Annotated in this window: 15 protein-coding genes; 10 read left to right on the forward strand and 5 right to left on the reverse strand. The window is 71.2% G+C overall.

Going from position 1 to position 18,893, the window contains the following annotated elements:
- Positions 1–10: 10 nt before the first annotated feature.
- The 5 genes from Apa02nite_RS19490 to pseB are packed head-to-tail and all read right to left on the reverse strand — an operon-like array spanning position 11 to position 5,208.
- Positions 11–736: a cytidylyltransferase domain-containing protein gene (locus Apa02nite_RS19490; protein WP_203826237.1), complete on the reverse strand. Its 726-nt coding sequence runs from the start codon at positions 734–736 to the stop codon at positions 11–13.
- The gene (locus Apa02nite_RS19495; RefSeq protein WP_203826238.1) at positions 733–2,259 is read right to left on the reverse strand and encodes a hypothetical protein; all 1,527 of its coding nucleotides are present in this window, start codon (positions 2,257–2,259) and stop codon (positions 733–735) included. The genes Apa02nite_RS19490 and Apa02nite_RS19495 overlap by 4 nt, the downstream gene beginning before the upstream one ends.
- Positions 2,256–3,095 carry a hypothetical protein gene (locus Apa02nite_RS19500; RefSeq protein ID WP_067693323.1) on the reverse strand — a complete coding sequence of 280 codons (840 nt, stop codon included), beginning with the start codon at positions 3,093–3,095 and terminating at the stop codon, positions 2,256–2,258. Before Apa02nite_RS19500 ends, Apa02nite_RS19495 begins: the two co-directional genes overlap by 4 nt.
- Positions 3,096–3,098: 3 nt before the next feature.
- Positions 3,099–4,223 (reverse strand): DegT/DnrJ/EryC1/StrS family aminotransferase, encoded by a 1,125-nt coding sequence (locus tag Apa02nite_RS19505; protein ID WP_203826239.1) that lies wholly within the window; start codon positions 4,221–4,223, stop codon positions 3,099–3,101.
- 4 nt (positions 4,224–4,227) lie between these two features.
- Entirely contained in the window at positions 4,228–5,208 is a 981-nt protein-coding gene (gene pseB, locus Apa02nite_RS19510; RefSeq protein WP_067693330.1) for a UDP-N-acetylglucosamine 4,6-dehydratase (inverting), read from the reverse strand.
- A gap of 190 nt (positions 5,209–5,398) precedes the next feature.
- On the opposite strand from pseB, the gene Apa02nite_RS19515 reads away from it, so the two are divergent.
- From Apa02nite_RS19515 to Apa02nite_RS19560, 10 genes are all read left to right on the forward strand, one after another.
- Positions 5,399–5,641 carry an acyl carrier protein gene (locus Apa02nite_RS19515; protein WP_203826240.1) on the forward strand — a complete coding sequence of 81 codons (243 nt, stop codon included), beginning with the start codon at positions 5,399–5,401 and terminating at the stop codon, positions 5,639–5,641.
- Complete coding sequence (locus Apa02nite_RS19520) at positions 5,638–6,369, forward strand: SDR family NAD(P)-dependent oxidoreductase (protein ID WP_067693336.1); 732 nt, start codon at positions 5,638–5,640, stop codon at positions 6,367–6,369. Before Apa02nite_RS19515 ends, Apa02nite_RS19520 begins: the two co-directional genes overlap by 4 nt.
- Complete coding sequence (locus tag Apa02nite_RS19525; protein ID WP_203826241.1) at positions 6,366–7,589, forward strand: AMP-binding protein; 1,224 nt, start codon at positions 6,366–6,368, stop codon at positions 7,587–7,589. Before Apa02nite_RS19520 ends, Apa02nite_RS19525 begins: the two co-directional genes overlap by 4 nt.
- Positions 7,586–8,623, forward strand: a complete 1,038-nt coding sequence (locus Apa02nite_RS19530; protein ID WP_203826242.1) for a LuxE/PaaK family acyltransferase — start codon at positions 7,586–7,588, stop codon at positions 8,621–8,623. Before Apa02nite_RS19525 ends, Apa02nite_RS19530 begins: the two co-directional genes overlap by 4 nt.
- Positions 8,624–8,696: 73 nt before the next feature.
- On the forward strand, positions 8,697–9,893 hold the full coding sequence (locus tag Apa02nite_RS19535) for an acyl-CoA reductase (protein ID WP_203826243.1): 1,197 nt from the start codon (positions 8,697–8,699) through the stop codon (positions 9,891–9,893).
- Between the two features lie 10 nt (positions 9,894–9,903).
- On the forward strand, positions 9,904–12,165 hold the full coding sequence (locus tag Apa02nite_RS19540; protein WP_203826244.1) for a hypothetical protein: 2,262 nt from the start codon (positions 9,904–9,906) through the stop codon (positions 12,163–12,165).
- 71 nt (positions 12,166–12,236) lie between these two features.
- Entirely contained in the window at positions 12,237–13,547 is a 1,311-nt protein-coding gene (locus Apa02nite_RS19545; RefSeq protein WP_203826245.1) for a sensor histidine kinase, read from the forward strand.
- A gap of 858 nt (positions 13,548–14,405) precedes the next feature.
- Positions 14,406–15,929, forward strand: a complete 1,524-nt coding sequence (locus tag Apa02nite_RS19550; protein WP_239164406.1) for a M1 family metallopeptidase — start codon at positions 14,406–14,408, stop codon at positions 15,927–15,929.
- Between the two features lie 29 nt (positions 15,930–15,958).
- Positions 15,959–16,603, forward strand: coding sequence for a response regulator (locus Apa02nite_RS19555; protein WP_067693365.1), 645 nt, complete (start codon positions 15,959–15,961; stop codon positions 16,601–16,603).
- 71 nt (positions 16,604–16,674) lie between these two features.
- On the forward strand, positions 16,675–18,876 hold the full coding sequence (locus Apa02nite_RS19560; RefSeq protein ID WP_203826247.1) for an MMPL family transporter: 2,202 nt from the start codon (positions 16,675–16,677) through the stop codon (positions 18,874–18,876).
- Positions 18,877–18,893: the final 17 nt, after the last annotated feature.

Here is an 18,893-nt window from a genome sequence, read left to right on the forward strand (position 1 = left end):
GTGCAGTCGATCATGCTTGAGACAGCTCCTTCTGGTTCACGTGTGAATTCAACTCCACCAGCTCCGGGTGCTCGGCGAGCCAGTCGGCGATGCCCTCGACGCTGATCGGGATGTCGCCGAAGCGGTCGACGATCGCCTCGATGAGCTTCCAATCGTCCTCGGTGTCCAGGGTCAGCCGCAGGTGCGACCGGTCCGGCAGCACGGTCACCCCGATCAGGTCGAACTCGTCCGGGTTCGAGTAGATGTACGACGTCACGTGCGTCCGGTGGTGCTCGGTGGCCCGCTTGTCGATGGCCCGCAGCGTCGCGGCCCGGACCACCTCGACGTCCAGCCCGCGCGGCAGCGTCCGGGTGATCGACGTGGTCAGGTAGTCCACACCGGACGCCTCGAAGATCCGCGCCACCCGCCGGACCAGCGCCGGGTCGAGCAGCGGGCAGTCCGCGGTGAACCGCAGCACGGTGTCCGCGTCCCGCCCGTCCAGCACGCCGAGGAACCGGGTCAGCACGTCGTCCACCGGCCCGCGGTAACAGGCCACCCCGATCCGGGCGCACTCCGCCTCGACCGCGTCGTCGGCGGCCTCGGTGGTGGTCGCCACGACCAGGTCGTCGAGGACACCGCTGGCCCGGGCGGCGCGGACCACCCGGTGCAGCACGGAGCGGTCGCCGAGCCGGCGCAGGACCTTGCCGGGGAGCCGGGTGGAGCCCATCCGGGCCTGAATGATGCCGAGGGTGGTCACGGTGCGTCCTCAGTTCCGTTGCGAAGTCGTTTGCGGGCCTTACGTGCCAGGGCCAGGCCGACCTTGGCGGCGCGGTAGCCGAGGCCACCGCTGAACGCGGCGATCTGCATCCGGGCGCGGCCCAGGTCGGCGTCCCGCTTGGCGAGTTCGTGCTCGAAGAACCCGCTGCGGGCCTCGGCGTTGTCGAGTCGCCGGCGCAGCGCCCGGAGCTGCTCCTCGTGTTCGCGCAGGCCGTCCGCCGCGGGTTCGGCCGCGTCCGGATCGGCCGGGTCCGGCACCTCGTCCCGGCCGGCCGCGCCGGCCAGCACCGCGGTCAGCCGGGTCACCTCGGTGACCGCCTGCCACGGGTGGGTGTAACCGCCGGTGGCCAGGATCCGGGCGAACCGGGTCAGCGCGTCCGGGCAGTCCGGTGCGCCCGGGTCGAGCAGCGCGAACCGGTCCCCGTCCACCAGCACGTTGCCGGCCGCGGCCGACGGCAGCGCGACCATCCAGCCGGTGAGCAGCCGGCGCAGTTCCGGAAGTTCGTGCCGCAGCGCCGCGGTGAGCAGCAGCTCCTCCAGCAGCCGGCCGGGTGGCAGCGGCTGGTCGGGCGGTGCGGGCCGGTCGTCCAGGACCCGGACGGTGCGCCGCAGCCAGGCCCCGTCCGGCGTGCTGACCAGCTCGGCCACCGCCCGCTCGCCGGCGTGCAGCACCGCGGGCAGGGTGACCGATCCGGTGCCGGCCGGTGCGCGGTGGGCGACAGCCAGCCAAGCGGGTGCCAGTTCGGCGCCGAGGCCGCGACGCACTGCCGCACCGGCGAGCCGGCGCGGGTCGCTGAGGACCCGATCGCTGGCGTACGCGGTGGCCACCGCACCGGCGGCCAGGGCACCGAGTGCGTCCACCGGTCCGTACCGGAGGGTTTCCGGGGTGACCAGCAGAGTCGGGCGGCCCGGCAGCGGCCAGGCGGCCGCGAGTCCGGCGACCGGCAGGCCTTCGGCGCCCAGCGCGGCGGCCAGCCGGTCCGGTCGTCCCGGCGCGTCGCCGAACTCGCCGAGCGGACGCCAGGCGTCGCCGGTCCGGGCCGCAGTGGGTGTGCCCGGGTCGACCAGGCGGTGCACGCCCAGCTCGTTCTCCACGGTGAGCAGCAGCGTGCCGCCCGGCCGCAGGACACGTTTGAGGGCGCGGACCGCGTCCAGCCAGTCGAGCTGCGGTCCCTCCGGTGAGCAGAGCCGGGTGGTGCCGTCCAGGGCGAGGACCGCGTCGTACCGGTCGGTGTCGGTGATTTTGGGCAGCGTGCCGCAGAGGATCCGGACGCCGGTGACGGCGCGGTGCTCCTGGGCCAGGGCGTCCGGATGTGATCGGAGCAGGCAGGTCACCTCGCGACCGGGTGCCAGGGCGGCGACCAGCTCCGGGTCGTGCGGGCCGGCCAGCAGGATCCGGCTGCCGGTCGGCACCCGCCCGGCCAGATGCCGCAGCAGCGGGCCGCCGGCCGAGGGGAGTTCCTCGGCGTACTCGGGCATCTCGCCACCGATGAGCTGGATCATGCCGCCTCCCGGGCGGTGCTCGCGGCCCGGTGGGCCGCGGTCCAGCCGAGCAGCGCGCGCAGCTCGGCCGGCGAGGCCAGGTAGCCGTCGCCGAGTTCGGCCATCGCGGTGGCCCGGGCAGTCGCCGGATCCGGCGCGACGCCCTGGAGTTCCGGCCATTCGCGGCGGACCCGTTCGGCGGTCGCCAGGTCCTCCGAGGCCAGCCGCATCGGGTCGCCGTAGACGGCCGGCTCGCAGCCGGCGGCCGCGCCGTACATCACCGCGCTGCTCAGCCGGTTGGAGGCCACCCGGCGGTGACTGCGCAGCTCAGCGAGCTGGTTGTGCAGGAACCGGGGGTCGGTCTGCATCCGCATGTAACCCCGGTAGCCGTGGCAGATCACCCGGCCGGCCTGCTCGTAGAACGCCCGCACCCGGTCGTCCCGGTACTCCTGCCAGTACAGGCAGAAGGTGATCGGGCCGGCCTCGGTGGCGACGATCTCGTCGACCAGCCGCTGGTGGTCACCGGAGACGTGCTGACCCTCCCAGCCGTGGAACGGGTACCAGATGGTGCCGTCCCGCTTCGTGCTCTCGGCCGGGATGGACCGCATCAGGTAGAGGAACGGCGAGCCGATCACTGTCGCCAGTGGACGGCCCATCGACCAGGCGCGCCGCCGGGTCCGCTCGGACCAGACGAAGATCGGCAGGCCGGGCGCGTACGGAGTACCGCCGCCCAGCCCGTCAGCCACGTTCCAGCCGTGCTGCAGATACCCGTCGATCCGGGGCGGATCCGCCGGGTCGAGCCCGCAGTACTCGGCCAGAACATGGGCGTGGCCGTAGAAATGGTTCCCGTGGTGCACGGGTCAGCTCCCGAGGATGCCGCGCAGGGTCTCGATGACGCGATCCTGGTCGGCGTCGCTGAGGTCGACGAAGAGCGGAAGGGAGATCTCCTCGGCGTAGAAGGACTCGGCGACCGGGCACATGCCACGGCGGTAACCGAGCTCCTCGAACACCGGGTGCCAGTAGACCGGGATGTAGTTGACCTGCACGCCGATCCCGGCCGCCTGCATCCGCTCGAACACCTCGCGGCGCCGGCCGTCCAGGATCCGGACCGGGTAGAGGTGCCGCATCGGGTCGACGTCGTCCGGGGTGACCGGCAGTTTCAGCCCGGGAATGCCGGCGAGCAGCTCGTCGTAGCGGGCCGTGAGCTGCTGCCGCCGGGCCTTGAACGCGGCCAGCCGGCGCAGCTGGGCGCTGCCCAGCGCGCAGAGCACGTCCGGCAGGCGGTAGTTCAGCCCGAACTCGTGCACCTCGTAGAACCAGCGGCCCTCGTCCGGCCGGCGCAGCAGCTCCGGCTTCTTCACCATGCCGACGGTGCGGAAGGTGCGGACCCGGTCCAGCAGCTCCGGGCGGATCGAGGCGACCGCGCCGCCCTCGGCGGTGGTCAGGTTCTTGGTCGGGAAGAACGAGAACGTGGTCAGGTCCGCGATCGAACCGACCGGCCGCCCCCGGTAGACCGACCCGATGGCGTGCGCCGCGTCCGCGACCAGCACCGCGCCGGTCGTGTCGGCGAGCTTGCGCAGCCGGTCGTAGTCGGCCGGCACGCCGGCGTAGTCCACCGCGGCGATCGCCCTGGTCCGCGCGGTGAGCGCGGCCTCGGCGGCGGCCGGGTCCAGGTTCGCGGTGTCCTCGTCGACGTCCGCGAACACCACTGTCGCGCCGAGCATCGCGGCGCCGGACGCGGTGGCCACGAACGTCATCGGCGTGGTGACCACCTCGTCGCCCGGGCCGACCCCGGCCGCGGCGTACGCGGCGTGCAGCGCGGTGGTCCCGTTGGTGACCGTCACGCAGGGCGCGCCGGCCACCCGTTCCAGGTCCGCCTCGAACTCGGCGACCCGGGGGCCGGTGGTCAGCCAGTCGCTGCTCAGCGCGGCGACCACCGCGTCCACGTCGGACTGCTCGATGGACTGACGTCCGTAGGGCAGCATCAGGTCACTTCTCCGAGACGAGATCACGCATCTCGTCGACCGACAGCCACAGGTCGTTGTTGTCGGAGCGGTAGTTGAAGCCGTCGGCCACCTGCTCGCCGCCCTCGGGGGACTCGTAACCCCAGCTGGCCGCGACCGGCTGGACCACGTAGCGGTCCTTGAAGCGCAGCGTGCGGCGGCTGTCGTCGGCGGCGATCATCTCCTCGTGCAGCTTCTCGCCCGGGCGCATGCCGATCTCGTGGGTCGGCGAGCCCGGCGCGACCGCCTCGACCAGGTCGAGGATGCGCATGCTCGGGATCCGCGGCACGTACAGCTCGCCGCCGCGCATCACGTCGAACGAGCTGACCACGAACTCGACGGCCTGGTCCAGGGTGATCCAGAAGCGGGTCATCCGCTTGTCGGTGATCGGCAGGCTCTGGTTCTCGGCCGCCAGCTTGCGGAAGAACGGCACCACCGAGCCCCGGCTGCCCATCACGTTGCCGTAGCGGACCACGGCCAGCCGGGTGGGGTGGGTGGCGGCGTAGTGGTTGCCGGCGATCACGATCTTGTCGGCGGCGAGCTTGGTCGCGCCGTACAGGTTGATCGGGCTGGACGCCTTGTCGGTGGAGAGCGCGACGACCTTCTTGACCTCGGCCTGGATCGCCGCGTCGATCACGTTCTGGGTGCCGTTGATGTTCGTCGCGACGAACTCCGACGGGTTGTACTCGGCGGTGTCGACCTGCTTGAGGGCGGCGGCGTGCACCACGTGGTCGATGCCGTGCATGGCCCGGTCCAGACGGGCGCGGTCCCGGATGTCGCCGAGGAAGAACCGCAGTCGCGGGTCGGCCCCGAACATCTGCCGGACCTCGTACTGCTTCAGCTCGTCCCGGGAGAACACCACGATGCGGGCCGGGTCGAGATGGGTGAGGGCGTACTTGAGGAACGCCTTGCCGAACGATCCGGTGGCACCGGTGACAAGGATCGAGGATCCGCTGATTTCAGACACGTGTTTTCTCCGAGGTACGGGGGCGGTGAGCCGCTACGGGGCGGAAGCATAACCACGTGTCCAGGCAATTCCGCGAGTCGTGCAGAACAGCCAATGGCAATTCATTTTCAGTTCAACCGGCATTGGTCGAAGCGACCGCGCGCCTACGGGAAGGTGGACTCCTCCACCCACCACCCCTGGGAGTAACACCGTGACTGAGCTGCAGAGACTGCGCGACGCGTTCCGAACCGCGCTGGACCTTCCGGCGGACGCGCCCGTGGATGACCTGCGCTACCAGGACAATGAGAAGTGGGACTCCCTGGCGCACATGTCCCTTGTCGCGACGATCGAAGATGAATTCGCGGTAATGATCGATACGGACGACGTCATCAATATGTCCAGCTTTACCGAGGCCGTGCGAATCCTTGGTAAATACGGAGTGGACGTCAAGTGAGCGTCGCCCTGATCACCGGGGCGTCGCGCGGAATCGGCCGGGCTGCCGCACACCGCCTCGCCGAGCAGGGGTACGACCTGATCCTGCACGGGCACGGCGCTGCCGGAGTCGCCGAGACCGCCGAGTCCCTGGCCGGCAAGTACGGCGTGACCGTCGTCGCCGGCTCCGGTGACATCGCCGACCCGCAGACCAGCAAGGCGCTGGTCCGGCTCGCGTTCGAGAACTTCAAACGGCTGGACGCGCTGGTCGTCAACGCCGGCACGCACGCGGCCGGGATGCTCGGCATGACCGGCGACGACGTGATCGCGCGGCTGTTCGCGGTGAACGCGGCCGGTGCGGCGTACACCCTGCAGAACGCGGTGCGGCTGCTCGCGCGCGGGGAGAACCCGGCCGTGGTGCTGACCGCCTCGGTCACCGGCACGCAGGGCGCCGCCGGTCAGGCCGTCTACGCCGCGTCGAAAGCCGCGGTGGAGGGGCTGACCCGGTCGGCCGCCAAGGAACTCGGCCCGCGCGGGATCCGGGTCAACGCGGTCGCGCCCGGCTTCATCGCCACCGACATGCTGGACAGCCTGGACGAGGCCGGTCGCGCCGCCCGGATCGCGGACACCGCGCTGGGCCGGCTCGGCACCGCCGAGGACGTGGCCGACGTGATCACCTTCTTGCTCTCCACCCAGGCGCGGTTCGTGACCGGCCAGATCGTCGGGGTCGACGGAGGACTGACGCTGTGAACCTGCTCCACCCGGACGCCCGCGTGATCGACGCCGGGACCGGCGAGGAACTCACCGCCGAGCTGATCGACGCGGCCGCGGCCGCGCTGGCCGGTGAGCGGCTGCTCTTCCTGCCGATGTCGTCCACTGTCGGATCGGTGGCGCGGTACCTCGCGGCGCTGCGGCTGGACGTACCGGTCGTGCTGCTCGACCCGGACGCCGACCACACCGAGCTGATCGCGCGCTACACCACCGACGAGGTGCACCCGGATCTCGCGCTGCTGCTGACCACCAGCGGGTCGACCGGCAACCCCAAGCTGGTCCGGTTGTCCCGGGCGGCCGTGCTGGCCAACGCCGAGCAGGTGGCCGAGAGCCTCGGCGTGACCGGCGACGACGTGGCGATCACCACGCTGCCGCTGTTCTATTCGTACGGCATGTCGGTGCTGCACTCGCACCTGCTGCGCGGGGCGACGGTGGTGCTCGAACGGACCGGGATCATGCAGCGGGACTTCTGGGCGGCGGTGAACGAGCACCGGGTCACCTCGATGGCGTTCGTGCCGTACCAGTTCGAGATGCTGCGGCGACTGCGCTTCGACCCGGCCACGTACCCGTCCCTGCGTACGATCACGCAAGCCGGCGGCCGGTTGCGGACCGACCTCGTTGCCGAATTCGCGGCCCGGATGGACGCCGCAGGCGGCCGGATGTTCGTGATGTACGGACAGACCGAGGCCGCGCCCCGGATGGCCACCCTGCCACCGGAACAGATCACCGCGAAGCTCGGTTCGGTCGGCCTGCCGATGCCCGGCGCCACCTTCACCATCGAGGACGACGAGGTCGTCTACCGCGGCCCGAACGTGATGATGGGCTACGCCGAGACCGCCGCTGACCTGGTCAAGGGCGACGAGCAGGGCGGCGTGCTGCGCACCGGTGACCTGGGCCGGCTCGACGACGAGGGCTTCCTGTTCCTCACCGGGCGGCTCAAGCGGATGGGCAAGGTCTTCGGCGTCCGGATCAACCTGGACGACGTGGAGCGCGAGTTCCCGGTGACCGCGGTGGCCGGCGACGACAAGCTGCACGTCTTCGCCGAGGGGATCGGTGCGGACGAGGCCCGCGCACTGCGTACGAAGATCGCCGAGTGGCTGGGCAGTCACTTCACCGGGATCGACGTGCGCGTCATCGAGGCGCTGCCGCTGCTGCCCAACGGCAAGACCGACTATCGCGCCCTGGAGGCGTCGCTGTGAGTGTCTTCACCCTCGCTCAGAAGGACAAGGAAGCCGCGCTGTTGCCGCAGCTCGCCGCTCTGACCGAGTTCCATCGCGCGCACTGCGAACCCTACGACCGGATCCTCAGCGCTTCCGGCTTCACCGCCGCCTCGGAAATCTCCGATTTGCCATGGTTGCCGGTCCGGCTCTTCAAGACGCTGGAGCTCAAGAGCATCCCGGACGACGAGGTCTTCAAGATCCTGACGTCCAGCGGCACCACCGGCGACGTCAGCAAGATCTACCTGGACAAGGCGGCCGCGGCCGAACAGCAGCGCCGTCTGGCCGCCACCGTGCAGACCGTGCTCGGCCCGAAACGGCTGCCGATGCTGCTCGTCGACACGAAGGCGATGCTCAAGGACCGCCGCTCGTTCAGCGCCCGGGGCGCCGGCGTGCTCGGCATGTCGACGTTCGGCCGCGATCACGTCTGGGCGCTCGACCTGGACGGTCAGGTCGACCTGCAGGCGATCCGGGACTTCCTGACCAAGCACGGCGACGCGCCGTTCCTGATCTTCGGGTTCACCTTCCTGGTCTGGCTGCACCTCTACGAGGTGGCCCGGGACCACGGACTCGACCTGAGCAACGGCATCCTGATCCACTCCGGTGGCTGGAAGAAGCTCGTCGACCAGGCGGTCTCCCCGGACGAGTTCCGCAAGCGGCTGGCCGGGGTCGGGCTGACCCGGATCCACAACTACTACGGCATGGTCGAGCAGATCGGCACGATCTTCCTGGAGGGCCCGGATGGCGGCGCGCTGTACTGCCCGGACTTCGCGGACGTGGTGGTCCGTGACCCGGAGACGTGGGCGGAGCTCCCGCCCGGGAAACCGGGTCTCCTCGAGGTGGTGAGCACGCTGCCCACCTCGTACCCGGGGCACGTGCTGCTCACCGAGGACCTCGGCGTGGTGCACGGCATCGACGACGGCGCGTGGCCGGGCAAGCGCTTCTCGGTGCTGGGGCGGCTGCCCCGGGCCGAGGCGCGCGGCTGCTCGGACACCTATAAAGAGGCCGCGGCATGACCGCCTGCACCGAGCGGCACAACCCGGCGCCGAACAGCGGCCTCGCAGGCGAGGGCCAGAAGGGCATGCCCCAGTGAACTCAGCGACTGTGCAGTTCCGGTTCGGGGCCGAGGGTGACCTGACCGCGCCGTCCGAGGACCGGCTGGCCGTCGGCGACGAGCGGGTCCTCGACTTCCTCGCGAAGCTGGCCCGCAAGCTGCTCACCCCGGCGCTCGCCCGGCGGCACCCGGAGCTGGGCTCGCTCGGCTTCTTCCTGCGGCCGGCCGAGCTGCGCCGGGCGGTGGCGAAGATGGAACGCGACGACGCGCTGGTCTTCCCGCGCGGCAACGTCTTCCACCTGCCACCGGCCAACGTGGACACCATCTTCGTCTACTCCTGGGCGCTCTCCGCGCTGGCCGGCAACCACAACGTGGTCCGGATCTCCAGCCGGGCGGCCGGCGCGGCCGAGGCGATCTTCGAGGCGCTGAACGAGGTGGACGCCGACCCGGTGATCGCCCGTACCCAGCGGATGGTCACCTACGGCCGGGACGACGCGATCACCGGCGCGCTCAGCCGCTGGTGCGACCTGCGGGTGATCTGGGGTGGCGACGCCGCGGTCGACGCGATCCGCAAGCACCCGCTGCGGCCGTCCGGCCGGGACCTGACCTTCCCGGACCGGACGTCCTGGGCGGTGCTCTCGATGCCCGGCTGGCGGGCCGCCGACCCGGCCGCTCGCAAGGCCGCCGTGGTCGGGTTCGCCAACGACGCGTACTGGTTCGACCAGGCCGCCTGCTCCTCGCCGCGGACCGTGTTCCTGATCGGTGACGGCGACCCCGCGGACGTGCGGACGGAGTTCCTCGACCTGCTGCTGACCGTCGTCGACCAGCGCGGCTGGACGGTGGACGCGGCGATGGCGGTGGAGAAGCGGGTCAACGCGTACGGGCTGGCGGCGACCGGCGCGGCGACCGCCGTGGAGTTCCCGGACAACCGGATCACCGCGCTCACCCTGACCGGAAGCGATCAGGTGCCACGGCACTGGATCGGCGCCGGCGCCTTCCCGTTCGCCCAGGTCGGCTCGCTGACCGAGCTGGTGCCGGCGATGACCCGGCAGGACCAGACGGTGAGCCACTTCGGGTTCACCCCGGCCGAGCTGCGCGCGTTCGCGATCGCGCTGGGCGGCCGCGGGGTGGACCGGATCGTGCCGTTCGGCTCGGCGCTGACCTTCGGCGCCGTCTGGGACGGGTACGACCTGCCCGCCGAGTTCACCCGCCTGACCACCGTGACGACCTGATCCACGGGAGATGACGACTACCACCGCGGCGCCTCCGGTGCGCCGCGATCTTCGCGTGCTGTTGTCCCTGTTGCCGTGGACGGTCCCGGTGCTGGCCGCGCCCTACGCGCTGCACGCCAGCGGCACGCCGGACCGGGAGATCGTGCTTTACGGCGCGTACTTCCTGCTGGTCGTGGTGCTGCCGGGGACGCTGGTGTTCCGGGCGCTGTTCGGCAGCCGGGGCAACTGGCCGGAGGATCTCGGACTGGGCGCGGCCACCGGGCTGGTGGTGACGCTGGCCGGCTGGGCGCTGGGCGCCGCGCTGAACCTGCAGGACCACCTGATCGCCTGGCCGCTGCTGGTCGTGCTGCCGTTCGCGGTGGTGCCCGGGCTGTGGCGGCACTGGCGGTGCGGGCCGGGGGAGCGGCTGCCGCTGCGCTGGTCGTGGGCGATGGCGGCGGTGCTGGTGGGTGTCGCCGGATGGGCCGCGACGGCCTTCCAGACCCCGCTGCCGCCGGTCACCCTGGAGTACTACCCGGACCTGTACTACCACCTGGCACTGGTGCACGAGATGATGCGCTCGATGCCGTTCCAGGTGCCCCAGCTGGCCGGCGACCCGCTGCGGTACCACTACCTCTCGGACGCCGACATCGCCACCGCCAGCATGGTCACCGGCATCGCGCCGACCACGGTGTTGCTGCGGCTCTGGCTGATTCCGATCGTCTCGGTCGCGGTCTTCGTGTTCGCCGTGCTGGCCCGGAACCTGACCGGCCGCTGGTGGGCCGGACCGCTGGCCGCCGCGGGCGCGTTCCTCGGCCAGGCGATGTCGCTGGGCTCGGCGGTGCCGACCTTCTTCGCCACCGCGCCGGTCACCGTGAACAGCCCCTCGCAGACCTTCGCGATGCCGCTCATCGGCCTGTTCGCGGTGCTCGCGACGGACCGGCTGCGCGGGCGGGGGCTCGGCTGGGGCTGGGCGTTCCTGCCGCTGCTCGCGGTGGCCTGTGCGGGCGCCAAGTCCAGCGTGTTGCCGCCGCTCGCGGCCGGGCTGGCGCTCAGCGGGTTCGTCACCCTCTGCCGCCGGAAACTGCCCTGGGCGGCGGCCGGTCTGCTGGCCGCGGCCGGGTTCGGGATGGCGGTCGGGCTCAAACTCTTCGCCGGCGGTGGCGCCGGAGTGCTGGAACCGCAGGCGCTCAGCGTGCTGGGCTGGCTCGAGCCGTACCGGGACACGCTCGGGGTGGCCGACGGGGTGGTCCGCAACGGGTGGGTGCCGCTCGGGGTGGAGAACGCCGACGTGGCCGGCCGGTGGTTCGTCGCGTGGGTGGTGCTCTGGGCGCTGCTGCTCCAGGCTCCGCGGCTGTTCGGGCTGGTCCGGCCGCGCGGTGTGACCCGTACCGACCCGGCGTTCCCGCTGATCGCGGGGATTGTGCTGGCCGGCACGGGTGCGGCGTGGGTGATGTGGCACCCGTCGGCGAGCAACCTCTACTTCTTCGCGGCGGCCCAGCCGTTCGGGGCGGCGCTGATCGTCTGGGCACTGGCCGACCGGGTACGCGGCTGGCGGGTGCCGGTGGCCGGGCTGGTCGCCGGTGCGCTCTGCGAGCTGCTGCTGCCGTCGGTGAGCGCGCCGGTGCGGGAGACGGTCGGTAACTGGGCGTGGACGCTGGGCGTACCGATGATGCGTGCCGCAGCGGTGACCGCCACAGCGATCTTGCTGGTCGTCCTGATCTGGCGCCGGCGCGGCGCGCGAGCCGTGCCGGCCGCCCTGCTCGCGGCGATGATCGGCGCCTCGTTGGCCGGCGGCATCGGGTGGACCGTCGAGACCGTCGCCGACCCGCCGGTCAAGCCGCCGAACCCGCGGGTGGTGGTGCGCGCGGCCGAGATGTCCGCGGCGTTCTGGCTGGACGAGCACGCCGGCCGGGACGACGTGGTGGCGACGAACGTGCACTGCATGCCGATGCGGGTCAAGGTCTGCAACGCCCGCGCGTTCTGGGTGGCCGGGCTGGGCGGGCGGCGCATCCTCGTGGAGAGCTGGGCGTACAGCGACAAGACGGTGGCGGACAACGGGAAGAACGGGCTCAAGTACTTCTACCAACCGGCACCGGAACCCGCCGTCTACCAGCTCAACCAGCGGGTCTTCACGCAGGCCGACCCGGCCGACCTGAGCCGGCTGCGCGACGAATACGGGGTGCGCTGGCTCTTCGCCGACACCCGGGCCGGTGTGGTCTCCCCGGCGCTGCCGGCCGTCGCGGACTTGCGCTATTCCCAGGGCCCGGTGACCGTGTACGAGTTGAGGTAGGGCTAGCCCTACCGTTGAGATGGTGGCCCGCAGGGTCGAACGGAGGGGCTCCGGTGTCTAGCGTCGAAGACATGACAACGACGTACGCCGGAGTCCCGGCCACCAGCACCCCCGCCCCGGCCCGGCGCCTGCTGCGTCAGCTCGGCATCGACACCCAGTATGTGCTGCTCGGCTTCCCGCTCGGGCTGATCACGCTGGTCCTCTGCGTCACCGGGTTCGCCACCGGCGTCGGCACCGCGATCGTCTGGATCGGCCTTCCGCTGCTGGCCGGCTCGCTGGCCATGTCCCGCGGCTTCGCCCACGTGGAGCGGGTGCGGATCGGCCCGGTGCTGCGCCGGAAGATCCCACATCCGCATTACCGCTCGGCCCGCTCCACCAGCTGGGTCGGCAAGATGTTCGCCCCGCTCGCCGACGGCCAGTCCTGGCTCGACCTGGTGCACGGCATCTTCCGCTTCATCCCGAGCACGATCTCGTTCAGCTTCGTCCTGGTCTGGTGGGCGGTGGCCGTGGCCGGCCTCACCACCCCGTTCTACGACTGGGCGATCCCGCACCCGCCGGAAAACGTGGAGCTGCCCGAGGCGCTCGGCCTCGGTGACGCCACGATCACCCGGCTGGCGCTGAACGTGGCCATCGGCCTGTTCTTCGCGATCACCCTGTTCCCGGTGGTCCGTGGCGCCGCGTTGCTCGAAGCGCAGTTCGCCCGGGGTCTGCTCAGCGGCGTCGACGAGCTGCGCCAGCAGGTTGCCACCGCGAATGCCGCCCGCGACGTCGCCCAGGAGCAGAAGGCCGCCGCCGTCTCGGCCGAGGCGACCGCGCTGCGCAAACTGGAACGCGACATCCACGACGGCCCGCAGCAGCGGCTGGTCCGCCTCGCCATGGACCTGGGCCGGGCCGAGCAGCAGTTCAGCACCGACCCGGAAGCGGCCCGGGCCACCGTCGCCGAGGCGATCAGCCAGACCCGGGAAACCCTCGACGAGCTGCGCGCCCTGTCCCGCGGCATCGCCCCGCCGATCCTGGTCGACCGCGGGCTGCAGGCGGCGCTGACCGCACTGGCCGGCCGCTGCACCGTCCCGGTCGACCTGGACACCCCGGTGATCGGCCGGCTGGACGCGGCCGTCGAGTCCACGGCATATTTCGTGGTCGCCGAGGCCCTGACCAACGTGGCCAAGCACAGCAACGCCAGTGAGGTGCAGGTCAGCGTGGAGCGCAACGCCGTCGGCCTGCTGGTCACCGTGTCCGACGACGGGGTGGGCGGCGCGAGCCTGGCCAAGGGCCACGGGCTGGCCGGGCTGGACGACCGGGTCCGGGCCGCGGGCGGCGTCCTGGCCGTGGACAGCCCGGAGGGCCAGGGCACCCGGCTCACGGCCGCCCTCCCTCTCTAGACCATTGTCATTCCCGGCCACCCCAGCGCTCCGGCGCAGGGTGGCCGTCAGCCCGCGCCCTTTCCCGTACGCCCGTGACAGCCGCCAGCGCCAGCCCACTCAGCTTGGCTGGTTGTGGGGGGTGTCTCGGGAGTGCGGAGGCACCTCTGAGCGCCAGCCCGCTCGGCTCAGCTGGTTGTGAGGGGTGTCTCGGGAGTGCGGAGGCACCTCTCACGGCCAGCCGGGGGCCTCGGGCTGGTCTTGACGGCCGTTGACGCTGGGTGGGAAGACCCGTCAGACCGCAGTGCGCGCGGCGAACGCCCGAAATGTGCAACCTCGCGTGGATCCCCGCGCCCCACGGACCCGTACTCGACCACCCATCAGGATCAGCCACCCACCTGGTAGGACGGTCGTGATCAGCCGCAGCAACGACCGGCGCAGCGAACGGCAACCGTCGACTGCGCCGCCTGGCGACCAACCCCGGCCATCAGAAACCCGTCACGTGGCGGGCTGCGCAGGTCCCGACCCCAGCTGGCACTCACGGTCCCCTCAGCCTTCTCGAGGCAGCCGCCAGCGCCAGCCGGTCACGGTGGCCTCGGCGCCTTGAGACAGCCGCCAGCGCAGGGTCCTCGACTGGGGTGGACGGCGGGAGCGGCGCTCGGCGTGAGCCGGGGACCGTGGGCTGCGGAGTGGGTGGCTGGGGCATGCGCGGGGATGACTCGGGGCCGGGGTGGGGGGAGTTGGGCGGGTGCTCTGGTCGTACCGGAAAGGCGCGGTCTTGGGGGGGAGCGGCCGTGAGCGGAAAGCGGCCTGAAATCCGATGTCGCAGGTTGCGGGCGGGCCGTAGCCTCGCCAACCATGAGGAAGATCATCAATAGCTTGCCCGCGGTTCTCGCCGCGGGTACGGCGGTACTCGTCGGGATCGCCGGGACCGCGGTGCCCGCGGCCGCTGCTACCGGCACGCCTGGTTCGGCCGGACTCGGTGACCGGCTGTATCCGTTGCTCGGCAACGGTGGGTACGACGTGCGCAACTACTACCTGAGCCTGAAGTACCCGGCGAAGCAGCCGACCCAGACGGTCACCGGCAACGTGACGATCACGGCGACCGCGACCAAGGACCTGTCCCGGTTCGACCTCGACTTCGGCGGCAAGAGCGTCGGGGCGGTGTCGGTGAACGGCAAGGCCGCGGCGTTCCGGCGGTCCGGTGACGAGCTGGTGATCACGCCGGCGACCTACCTGCGCAAGGGCAAGACGTTCAAGGTCGTGGTCAGTGGTTTCACCGCCGCGCCGACCTCGGCCAGCGCCGGCGAGCCGGAAGGTTTTGTGGCGACCCCGGACGGCACGGTGCTCGCCGGGCAGCCCGACACCTCGCACGAGCTGTTCCCCAGCAACGATCACCCGCGGGACAAGGCGACCTACACGATCCGGCTGACCGCCCCGGCGGGCTGGATCGGGGTGGCGAACGGCAAGCGCCTCAGCCGGACCACGTCCGGCGGCTACGTCTCGACGGTCTACCGCGAGTCGAAGCCGATGGCCAGCGAGCTGGTCCAGGTCGCGGTCGGTGACTTCGTCGTGCAGAACCGCAAGGCGGTCGGCGGCGTGGCGGTGCGTGACGTGGTCCCGCGCCGGCTGGCGAAGAACCTGCTGGCCAAGGCACAGGTGGAACGCTCGCAGATCGCCTGGATGACGAAGAAGGTCGGCGCGTACCCGTTCGAGAACTACGGGACCCTGGTCATCGACGCCGATCTCGGCTTCGCGCTGGAGACGCAAACCCTTTCCTTGTACGACACCAGCCTGTTCGCGTACCCCGCCTACATCCGCAACCCGATCATGGCGCACGAGCTGGCGCACCAGTGGTTCGGCGACAGCGTGGCACCCACGGCGTGGAGTGACGTGTGGCAGAACGAGGGCCACGCGACCTGGTACGAGCTGCTCTACGCGGCCGACACCAAGACGTTCAAGAAGTACACCGGTTTCAGCAGCCGGGAGGCGTACTTCAAGGCGGTCTACAAGCTGGGCAACCAGTGGCGTGCCCAGTACGGCCCGGTGGCCAAGCCGAAGAGCTCGAAGTCGGTGTGGGACGTCTTCAACCCGAACGTGTACGACGGTGGCGCCCTGGCCCTCTACGCCCTGCAGCAGAAGATCGGCGTCAAGAAGTTCGAGAAGGTGGAGCGGGCCTGGGTGCGCCAGTACCGCGGCAAGTCCGCCTCGACCAAGGACTTCATCGCGCTCGCGTCGAAGGTCTCCGGCCAGAACCTGCGCCCGTTCCTGAACCGCTGGCTGTACGGCAAGACCGTCCCGGCCATGCCCGGTCACAAGGACTGGAAGACCGCGTCGTCGTCGGCGGTCTCGGTCGCGTCCGCCCCGGGTGAATACCTGGTGAGCAGCCGCCCGCACCACTGAGCGCGCGGGATCTCTGACAGCATGGCGTCATGCGTGTGGTTATTGCCGACGACGCCGTGCTGTTGCGCGAGGGTCTGATCCGGCTCGTCGAAGAGAACGGTCACACGGTGGTGGCCGCTGTCGGCGACGGGCCGTCCCTCGTCCAGGCGGTCAAGGACCACCGCCCGGACGTCTCCATCGTGGATGTCCGGATGCCGCCGTCGCACACCGACGAGGGGCTGCGGGCCGCTGTCGAGGCGCGGGCCGCGGTCCCCGGCACCCCGATCCTGGTGCTGTCGCAGTACGTCGAGGTGTCGTACGCCGACGATCTGCTGGCCGACCGTCGTGGTGCGGTCGGGTACCTGCTCAAGGACCGGGTGGCGCTGGTCGCCGACTTCCTCGACGGGCTGCGCCGGGTGGCCGAGGGCGGCACCGTGCTCGACCCCGAGGTGGTCGGCCAGCTGCTGGTCCGGCGCCGCCGGGACGACCCGCTGCGCAGCCTGACCCCGCGCGAGCGGGAGGTGCTGGGCTTCATGGCCGAGGGCATGTCGAACACCGCGGTGGCCCGCAAGATGGTGGTCACCGAGGGTGCGGTGGAGAAGCACGTCCGGAACATCTTCACGAAGCTGAACCTGCACCAGGACGAGGAGCAGCACCGCCGGGTGCTGGCGGTGCTGACCTACCTGCAGACGTAGGGCTAGCCCTACCACGGTTCGGGGGTCCGCCGGATCGAGAACGATCAGCCGGATCCCTAGCGTTCTCAGGCATGGAGCACAGGGGGAAAGTCAAGGGAATCGCGGCTCGGGCCGCGCTCTGGAGCGCACGGCATCGGACGCTCGCCATCCTCGGCTGGATCGTTTTCGTCGCCGGCACCATCGTCCTCAGCGGGCAGCTCGGCACGCGCACGGCGACCTTCGCCGAGCAGGGCAACGGAGACTCCGGCCGGGCCGAGAAGATCGTCGAGGGGGCGGGCTTCCCGGAGCGTCCGGCGGGCGAGCTGGTGCTGATCCAGAACCGGGCCGGCACCGATCGGGCCGCCGCGTCCGCCGAGGTCACCCGGACGCTGAAGACGGTCAGCGACGTCACCGACGTGCAGCCGGCGATCCAGTCGCCGGACGGCCGGTCGACGCTGATCGCCTTCAGCATCAAGGGCGACTCGGAGACCGCGAAGGAGCGGGTCGGCCCAGCCCTGGACGCGGTGTCAAAAATCCAGACCAAACACCCTGATTTGTACGTTGTGGAAGCCGGCGACGCCAGCGGCGACAAACTGATCGGTGACGAGCTGGACGCCGGGCTGTCCCGCCTGTCGATGCTGTCCATCCCGGTCACGCTCGGGATCCTGCTCGTGGCGTTCGGCGCGGTGGTGGCCGCGCTCCTGCCGGTCGGCCTGGCGGTTACCGCGGTGGTCGCGGCGATCGGGCTGATGGCGGCCGGCAGCCGGTTCGCGCCGACCGTCGACGCCACGTCCCACGTGATGCTGCTGGTCGGGCTCGCGGTCGGTGTCGACTACTGCCTGTTCTACATCCGCCGGGAGCGCGACGAGCGCCGAGCCGGCGCCGATCCGGAACGCGCCCTGATGATCGCCGCGCAGACCTCCGGCCGGTCGATCTGGATCTCCGGCCTGACCGTGATCGTGGCGATGGCCGGCATGTTCCTCACCCACGACACCACGTTCGTCAGTTTCGGTCTCGGCACCATCCTGGTCGTCGCCACCGCGGTGCTCGGCTCGCTCACCGCGCTGCCGGCCATGCTCTCCGCGCTCGGTGACCGGGTCGACGCCATCAAGATCCCGGGTCTGTACCGGAAGCGCAGCGACGGCCGGTTCTGGCACGGTCTGCTGCGGGTGGTGCTGGCCCGGCCGCTGATCTCGGCGCTGGTCGCGGTCGGTCTGCTCGGCGCGCTCGCCTCGCCGGTGCTGGACCTGCGGACCCGGGGTGAGGTCATCCAGGACGTGTCACCGGATTCGCCGGTGATCAAGGGGTTCCAGGCGATCAGCGCGGCGTTCCCGAGCAAGACCACCCCGGCCGAGGTCGTGGTGCAGGCGCCGACCGTCAAGGGGGAGCGGTTCGACAAGGCGCTCGGCGAGTTCCGGGCGGCGGTCGAGCGCAGCGGCGGCACGCTGGTCGAACCGGTCGACGTGCGGGTCAACCCGGCCGGCACGGTCGCGGTGGTCTCGGTCGGGCTGGCCGGGCAGGGCGACGACCCGGCCGCGCTGGCCGCGCTGAAACTGCTGCGCGGCGAGGTCGTGCCGGCCACCCTGGGTGCGATCACCGGGGCGACCGTGCTGGTCAGCGGGGACACCGCGGGCAGTGTCGACTTCAACCACCAGCTGGACAAGAGCCTGCCCTGGGTGTTCGGGTTCGTGCTCGGGCTGGCGTTCCTGCTCCTGCTGGTGTCGTTCCGGTCGGTGACCGTGGCGATCACCGGGGTGCTGCTCAACCTGCTCTCGGTCGCCGCCGCCTACGGCATGCTGGTCTACGTCTTCCAGTACGGCCACTTCGAGAAGCAGCTGGGCTTCACCGCCTCGGACGGCATCATCAACTGGATCCCGCTCTTCCTCTTCGTGATCCTTTTCGGCCTGTCGATGGACTACCACGTGTTCGTGCTCAGCCGGATCCGCGAGGGCCACGACCGGGGCCTGCCGACCCGGGAAGCGGTCCGCGAGGGCGTCGGCCGGACCGCCGGTGTGATCACCAGCGCGGCGGTGGTGATGGTCGCGGTCTTCGCCCTGTTCGCGACGCTCCCGCTGACCTCGACCAAGGAACTGGGCGTTGGCCTGGCGGCCGCGGTCCTGCTGGACGCCACGATCATCCGGGCGGTGCTGCTGCCGGCCGTGATGGCCATGCTCGGCCGGGCGAACTGGTGGCTGCCGAGCTGGCTGCGCTGGCTCCCGCAGGTGGCCCACGACCTGCCCACCCCGCCCGAGCCGGCAGCAGTCGAGCAGAGGCCCCTCACCCCGGTCGGCTAAGGCCGCGGTCACGCGTT

Source organism: Actinoplanes palleronii (assembly GCF_016862315.1).
GTDB lineage: Bacteria > Actinomycetota > Actinomycetes > Mycobacteriales > Micromonosporaceae > Actinoplanes > Actinoplanes palleronii.